The organism is Myxococcus sp. MISCRS1, from assembly GCF_026626605.1.
GTDB classification, from domain to species: domain Bacteria; phylum Myxococcota; class Myxococcia; order Myxococcales; family Myxococcaceae; genus Myxococcus; species Myxococcus fulvus.
The window spans coordinates 1,672,126-1,679,473 of the sequence record NZ_JAPNKB010000001.1; the positions used below are offsets into that span (position 1 = coordinate 1,672,126).

Below are 7,348 nucleotides of genomic sequence, written 5' to 3' on the forward strand. Positions count from 1 at the left end.
CCCATGTTGCCTCGAAGACTGAACGGGCGGGCGCCTGGAGCGCTCGCGGCCAGCGGACTCGCCCTGGTGTTGCTGGGCGGCGCCGACGCGCGGGCCTTCACCGAGGAGCACGTCATCATCCTCATCGACCGCAGCGGCTCCATGCTCACGACGCGCGCCTCGGGCCAGACGCGCTTCGTGGAGGCCGTGACGCGGGGACGCGACTTCGTGCAGACGCCCAATGCCCTGCCGCGACGCTTCGCCGTGTGGACGTTCGAGGGGGCCACCTACCGCCGTGAGCAGGGCTTCATGGACGGGGCGTCGACGGTGACGACGCTGAACAACCTGACCTCGGGCCTGGGGGCCACGCCGCTGGCGGTGACCGTCTGCGATGCCGCGGACGAGCTGCTCCAGTTCGAGCCCGGCGTGGACGCACGCAAGGTGGTCCACCTCATCTCCGACGGAGAGGAGAACAGCACGCCCGAAGACTCGCTGTGCTACGGGCCGTCCAGCAACAAGCGCTACCCGGACCTGGAGGAGGGCTCGTGGCAGTGGAAGGTCCGCAACATGCTCAAGACGGGCGACCCGCTGCGCGACAGCCCCAACCCCTTCCAGCTCGTGTTCGACGCGGACGTCTTCTACAACCACCTCAACCTGTCGCCCTTCGCGGACCCGCTCGAATCCCCCTTCCTCGTCCTGCTCCGGGGGTTGTCGCGCGACTCGGGCGGTCAATACATGCCCATCGAGGACTCACGACCGCTTCCCATCCCGGGTGACACGGATGGCAACGGGTGCATCGACTCGAAGGACTACTACCTCATGCTCGCCAACTACGGGCTGAGCATCCCCCCTGGAGACCCCAAGGCCGACTTCAACGGAGACAAGGTCGTGGACTTCACCGACTACAGCATCGTCCTGGGCAATCTGGGCCGAGGCTGCGGGGCCAGCCCTCAGCCGTGGCTCCCCACGGGCGGCGTGCCAGAATAGTCAGCCCCGGCGTGGACCCGGCACGAAACAGCCGGCCGGGTCCGCGCCCCGAGGTCTCAGGTCAGAAGGTCACGTTGCACCGACCGCCCATCCCCCACTGAGCGATGACCATGGAGTAGTCGTTGTAGTCGACGATGAAGTCACCGTTGATGTCGGCCCGCTTGTCCCCAGGCGGAACGGTGTTCCCGAAGTTGGCGAGCACCAGGTCCAGGTCCACGTTGTTGACACAGCCGTTCCGGTCGACGTCGCCGAGCGCGGGAACCGGCTGGTTGTCCTCGACGACCGTGAGCCGCCCACCGGACTCCTCGGCGATGGTGCGCAGGTACCTGACGAACGGGCCGCCAGTGGGAGCGGGAATGCTCGCATCCGCGACAAGCCTCCCGTCCCGCGAGACCTCCGGGACCACCTCCGAGCCGCCATCCCGAAGAGTCAGGAAGCTCCCGAAGAAGGTGATATGAGAAACAATCTCATAGCCGGTCGGAGGCACGTTGGTGTTCTGGGCATTTCCGGTCCGCAGCTTGTTCCTCACCTTCCACTGCCAGGACTGGGGGTCCATCGCGGGGCTGTCCGAGCCCTGGCACTCGGAGCCAATGGGACTGTCATTCTCCTGGCCGTCGGAGCTCAGCTCGATTCGCTTCTGCGCGAAGACATTCGTACGAAACCCTCTCAGCTTGTTCACCGCCTCGCAGGCCGAGTAGGCCAGCGGGGTCGTCCCACTTCCCGCCTGCAAGGCGCTCAAGGCATTGAAGATGAGCTGGGGCTCCGTCGTGAAATCCTGATGCACCTGATATGAATTATTCTCGAACGACCAGACCGCCATGTATCGCGGCAGCGACGAACCCGCCTCCACGGCCTCCCTGGCCATCTGCATGCCCACCGCGAACCGCTGCCGGTTGTCCAGCGAGCGCACGGTCTGCATCGACCCGCTGCGGTCAATCAGGAAGACCACGTGCACCTCCTTGAAGGGAGGGAGCGGCTGCGCCATCACCACGCCTGGGCTGGCGAACACCAGCAGTCCCAGGAGCATGGCCCAACGAACGACGGCATCGTGTTTCGTCACGGGGGCATCCTTTCGTGAGGGAGGAGGGACGACCCGACTCGAAGTCCACGACTGAGCGGAATCCGTCCCCAGAACGCCAGACATTCGAGCGCTCGAACCCTGTATGCCATACAGTTTCAACCCGACCAATAAGGGGAATCACATAACATCCAAACCACACCACGGACGCCCATCCAGGACTCCATCGGACAGACACACCTTGCGATGGCGTGACACACTTTCGATGACGCCCTCCGTCACATCCAGGAGCGTCGCCGGGGCGCGATCACCTGTCCCGAGGCCCGTCGCGGTCTGCCCCCTCCTCGGAGCCCCACCGTGCGGGGCACGTCCGACAGGACTGGCCTTGGGAGGTCGGCTCCGGAGAGAATGCGCGCGCGCCGGTGGGTGGCCGGCGACCTTGGGGGAAAGCGCATGAGCCAGGAGCGCGTCATCTTCGGCAACACGGTGGACAGCCTGTATCTGAAGACCCTCGACAAGGACTTGTCCTACGACCTTCGCAACGAGCTGCGGGAGATGGGCATGGACCTGGACGGCCCGCTCCAGGCCGCCTATCCCCACGCCGTCTGGGTGCGCTGCCTGGACACGGTGGCCCGCGCGCTCCATCCGGACCGGACGCTCGAGGAGGCGCGCCGGCTGCTCGCGCGGCGCATGATTGAAGGCTACGCGCAGACCGTCATGGGCGCGGCGGTGCTCACCCTGGCGCGCGTGCTGGGCCCCATGCGCTCGCTGGGCCGGATGACGCACAACTTCAGGAGCGGCAACAACTTCACCGAGACCCGCGTCACGGTGGTGAACCCCACCACCGCGGACCTCTGGTTCAACGAGCCCGCGGCCACCGAGGGCTTCGTCGAGGGTGTGCTGGAGGAGGGGCTGCATCGCATCGGTGTCCGGGGGCTGACCATTTCCCGCACCCGTCACGACCAGGACTCCTGTACCTATCGGCTCGAGTGGTACGACCCCTCCGCTCGCTGACCTCCTTCCCCGAGCCCCTCGATGCCCCGCCTCCTCGACTCCCTCCCCGAGCTCTACCGCGAGCTGCTCCCCGGCTTCTTCCGCCAGGACGTCCCCGAGGAGACCAAGGCCACCTGTTCGAACTGCGCCATGTGCGAGGGCTCCGCCCAGGGCAGCGTGGAGGCCGTGGACGGCGTCAGCCGCCTGTTCCGCCCCGACACCAAGTGCTGCACCTACTTCCCGCGCCTGCCCAACTACCTGGTGGGCGCGCTCCTGTCGGACGAGCGGCCGGAGCTGTCCGAGGGCCGCTCGCGCATGGAGGCGCGCATCGCCGCGCGCATCGGCGTGACGCCGCAGTGGGTGAAGCCCCCGGCCAAGTTCAACTTCCTCTACAAGAACGGCACCCAGTTCTTCGGCCGGGCCGCGTCGCTGCGCTGCCCCTACTACGCGCAACACAGCGGCGGCTGCACCATCTGGCCCTACCGCGAGGCGGTGTGCTCCACGTTCTTCTGCAAGTACGTGGCGGGCGCGGACGGCCGCAGGTTCTACATGTCCCTCAAGACGTACCTGACGCTGACGGAGATCCAGCTGTCGCGCTGGACGACGCTCCAGCTGCTGCCCGACTACATCCTGTCCGGCAAGGACCGCCCGGAGCTGCAGCCCTCACCGCTCGCCGTCGAGGACCTGGACGACGCGCCACCTCCCGCGCGCGCCTACGCGGACCTGTGGAAGGGCTACGTGGGCCTGGAGGTGGACTACTACCGCGAGTGCCACCGGCTGGTGCGCGGGCTGGACGCCGCGGGGCTCGACAAGCTGCTCGGCCTGGACGGCCTCATCGAGCTCAAGGCGCTGGAGGCGCACCTGGGCACCGCCGTGTCCTCCCAGCTGCCGCGCACGCTCAAGTTCAACGCGGACGCCACCGTGCAGTGGATGCCCGACGGCAGCGTGGCCCTGGGCGCGTACAGCGACTTCGACGCCGTGGCCCTGCCCGGCGAGGCCTACGGACTGCTCGTGGAGTTCACCGGGCGACAGAGCGTGGAGGCCGTGCGCCACCACCTGCGCGAGCACAAGCAGGCGGACCTGTCCGAGGACGTGCTGCTGGAGCTCTACCGGCACCGCATCCTCGTGGAGGTCTAGGCTCGGCTACGGAGGGCCGGACAGCGCTCCCAGCTCCTGCAACAGGCGGCTGGACGCGTGCGCCTCCCGCCACGCGGGCACCGACGCCGACAGGTGCTCGGCCAGCCACGCGCAGAAGCCCGGGTCTCCAGCACCGAGCCACTCCGCCGACTCGGTCAGCTCCGCCTGCGCGGCCTCCCACGCCCGGCGGTAGGCGCTCGCCGAGGACATCACCTGCGTCACCGCGTGCGTGAAGGCATCCAGCGACGCCCTCAGCTCCAGCGCCGCCGAGGGCTCCTTGCCGCGCGACTCGCGCAGCCGTCCCAGGTGCAACAGCAGCCCCTGCTCCAGCGCCGCGGTGGTGCCCAGCCGCGCCTGCGCCCCGCGCAAGAGCAGCTGCAGGTCCTCGTTCAGCTCGCGCAGCAGCTCCTCCGTCGAGCGCGCCACCGGGCGGCCCAGCCGCGTGCAGACGGCCTGCCAGAGGTTGCTGTACGCGAGCAGCTCGCTGACCCCGCGGCGGACGTGAGGAGGGATGCGGTCCAGGAACTCCAGCGCGGCGCCACGCGCCTCGACGGCCAGCGCGCCGGAGCCCTTGGCCAGCTGCAGCAGCTTCCAGGCCCACGGAAGGGCCTGCTCGGTGGAGCGGAACAGCGCCTCGCAGCTCGCGCTCAGCGCGCCCGCGTGGCTGCCCTCCTTCGGCACCGCGGGGGCCTGGGCCATCTTCAAGGGCTCCGGTTCCTGGGGCTCATGCTGAACACTTCCTTCGTGCTCGCGCCGCGCGCCTTCCGACGAGGAATGTTCGCGTTCCGAAGAGCTGTCGTCCAGCCACATGCATCTCCTCCGGCCTCGTCGGCGGACCCCCGGTTATCGCACGCCCCGTCGGCAACCTCCAAGAGCCTCGCGACCCGGCATGAAGGACACCCGACGTGCGTCCCGGACGTCGACGTCCGTGGCCGTTCGGGCATTCAAAAGGTCACAGGCATTCCCGAAAGTTGAGAGCTCCAACAAAAGCGGGCCCGGACCCGCGACGCGCGCAGGCCCGGGCCCAGGTGAGGGGGGCGCCCCAGGCCTCAGTGCAGGGTGTGCTTCAGGTGGCTGAGCTTCTTGTGCGTGCTCTTCTGCTTGGGCAACAGCTCCATGCGCACGAAGCGGCGCAAGTCACCGTGGACCTTGCCCGCGTTCTGCTCGTAGTCGCGAAGGCCCTTGTCCTCGCCCTCCTCCAGGGCGGAGATGGCCTTGTCCTCGCCCAGGAGGTCCGCGCCGCCCTGGACCACCTTCGCGAAGACGCCCCACACGCCCGAGCCCTCCGCGGGCTCTCCGTCGAGCTGCCGGATGCGCTCCTTGAGCGCCTCCACGCGCTGCTCGTGGTCCTTCAGGCACTCCTCGAGCGTGCGCCGCCGCACGTCGTGCTCGATGTGCCCCATCGCCTGGCGGTAGGTCTCCACCGCTGAAATCTCGCCCCGCAAGAAGGAATTGAGCGTCTCGACATCCTTGCCGGCCTGAGCCATCGACGGCCTCCTGGTGAGGGTGAACGGATTGCTGTTCCAAGAAGTTGAGGCGCGGCCGGCGGCTCGCAACGAGGGCCCCCTCCCCCGCCACCTCCCCCGGGCCACACGCACCGTCCGTGTTTCCACGCGGGCCGGCGCGACTGTCCGGGTAGTCTGTTTGCAAGAATGCGTCAGGGCTGTGAAGCTGATCCCAGAGTACCCCGGTTCCTGTGCCGTGCCCCTGGCCCGTGGGAAGCTGGCCAGGCAACCCAGCTCGCTCCTCCTCGACGAATGACCGCCCCGTCGCCTGCTTCACCGTCGCGCCCGCTGCTCACGTTCGCCCTGGTCTGGCTGGGTCAGTTCGTCTCCCTGTTCGGCTCCGGGCTGACAGCGTTCGCGCTGGGCGCGTACGTCTACCAGCTCACCGGCTCCACGACGCGCTTCGTGCTCATCTCGTTCTGCGCGACGCTGCCGTTGGCGGTGTTGTCGCCGTTCGCGGGCGTGCTGGTGGACCGGTGGGACCGGCGCAAGGCGATGCTCTGGAGCGACGTGGGCTCGGGCGTCACCACGGGGCTCATCTGGACGCTGCTGGTGGCGGACAACGCCGGCTGGCTGAAGTTCCAGAGCTGGTACATGTACCCCATCGTCCTGCTGGGCGGTTGTTGCACGGCGTTCCGGTGGCCCGCGTGGCAGGCGACGACGCCGCTGCTCATCCCCAAGCGGCACCTGGGGCGCGCCAGCGGACTGGCGGAGCTGGGCGCGGCCATCAGCCAGATTGCCTCGCCGGTGTTCGCGGGCGTGCTGGTGGGCAGCATCGGCCTGCACGGCGTGCTCTTCATGGACGTGCTGAGCTTCCTGTTCGCCGCGAGCGTGCTCGTCGCGGTGCGCTTCCCGTCACCACCGCCGAGCGCGGCGCGGGCTCCGGGCCAGCGCTCGATGCGCGCGGAGCTCGCCGAGGCGTGGCGCTTCGTGCGCGAGCGGCGGGGGCTGACGTACCTGCTGTGTTTCACCACGTTCACCAACGCGAGCATGGCGCTGGTGCTGCTGCTCATCACGCCGCTGGTGCTGAGCTTCACGGACGTGAAGAACCTGGGCGTCATCGGCTCCGTGTCCGGCCTGGGCATGCTGGCCGGGGGCGTGCTCACCAGCGTGTGGGGCGGCCCCAAGCAGCGCATGCGGGGCGTGGCGGGCTTCCCGCTCATCGCCGCGACGATGTTGCTGCTGGCCGCGCTGCCCCCCAGCGTTGCGTTGCTCGCCACGGCGGCGATGCTGTTCCTGTTCTCCATGCCGCTCACCGCGGCCAACTCGCAGGTGCTCTGGCAGACGAAGGTGCCGCTGGAGATCCAGGGCCGGGTGGCCGCGCTGCGAAAGACGGTGGGCCAGTCCGCGGTGCTGCTGGTCACGCTGGTGGCGGGTCCGCTGGCCGACCGCGTCTTCGAGCCGTGGATGGCTCCGGGCGGCGCGCTGGCGGACAGCATGGGGCGCCTTCTGGGCACCGGCCCCGGCCGCGGCATCGCGCTCCTCTTCGTCGTCATCGGCCTCACGGTGTTGTGCGCCGTGGGCCTGCTGCTTTCGTCCCCTCGCGCGCGGCGCGTCCAGGAAGAGCTTCCGGACGTGATTCCCTCCCATCCGCTCGCCTCGACGCTTCCTTCCGAACCGCCCGCGGCCAACGCCGTGCCCGAGAACAGGCTCTCGGCGACGGGGAACACCCCGTCTTGAGCACGTCGCGGTTCTGGCCGTCCGCGCCCATGTATCCACTGGAGTATCC

6 protein-coding genes and 1 pseudogene are annotated in these 7,348 nt (G+C 68.8%); 4 read left to right on the forward strand and 3 right to left on the reverse strand.

The window, feature by feature from the left end:
- Positions 1-3: 3 nt before the first annotated feature.
- Positions 4-966 carry a VWA domain-containing protein gene (locus OWM54_RS06520; RefSeq protein ID WP_267696917.1) on the forward strand — a complete coding sequence of 321 codons (963 nt, stop codon included), beginning with the start codon at positions 4-6 and terminating at the stop codon, positions 964-966.
- A 709-nt stretch (positions 967-1,675) separates the two neighbouring features.
- Here the strand turns inward: OWM54_RS06520 and OWM54_RS43355 are convergent.
- A pseudogene (locus OWM54_RS43355) lies at positions 1,676-2,110 on the reverse strand (VWA domain-containing protein); the annotation flags it as partial.
- Positions 2,111-2,437: 327 nt separating this feature from the next.
- Between OWM54_RS43355 and OWM54_RS06530 the strand changes: the two are divergent.
- Complete coding sequence (locus OWM54_RS06530; RefSeq protein WP_267696921.1) at positions 2,438-2,998, forward strand: DUF2378 family protein; 561 nt, start codon at positions 2,438-2,440, stop codon at positions 2,996-2,998.
- A gap of 21 nt (positions 2,999-3,019) precedes the next feature.
- Positions 3,020-4,114, forward strand: a complete 1,095-nt coding sequence (locus tag OWM54_RS06535) for a hypothetical protein (RefSeq protein ID WP_223746485.1) — start codon at positions 3,020-3,022, stop codon at positions 4,112-4,114.
- A gap of 6 nt (positions 4,115-4,120) precedes the next feature.
- Here the strand turns inward: OWM54_RS06535 and OWM54_RS06540 are convergent, their stop codons facing one another.
- Positions 4,121-4,813, reverse strand: a complete 693-nt coding sequence (locus OWM54_RS06540; protein WP_223746904.1) for a hypothetical protein — start codon at positions 4,811-4,813, stop codon at positions 4,121-4,123.
- Between the two features lie 350 nt (positions 4,814-5,163).
- Positions 5,164-5,601 (reverse strand): DUF2383 domain-containing protein, encoded by a 438-nt coding sequence (locus OWM54_RS06545; RefSeq protein ID WP_046712600.1) that lies wholly within the window; start codon positions 5,599-5,601, stop codon positions 5,164-5,166.
- A 270-nt stretch (positions 5,602-5,871) separates the two neighbouring features.
- Here OWM54_RS06545 and OWM54_RS06550 point away from each other — a divergent pair, with 270 nt between their 5' ends.
- Positions 5,872-7,299 carry an MFS transporter gene (locus OWM54_RS06550; protein ID WP_267696922.1) on the forward strand — a complete coding sequence of 476 codons (1,428 nt, stop codon included), beginning with the start codon at positions 5,872-5,874 and terminating at the stop codon, positions 7,297-7,299.
- Positions 7,300-7,348: the final 49 nt, after the last annotated feature.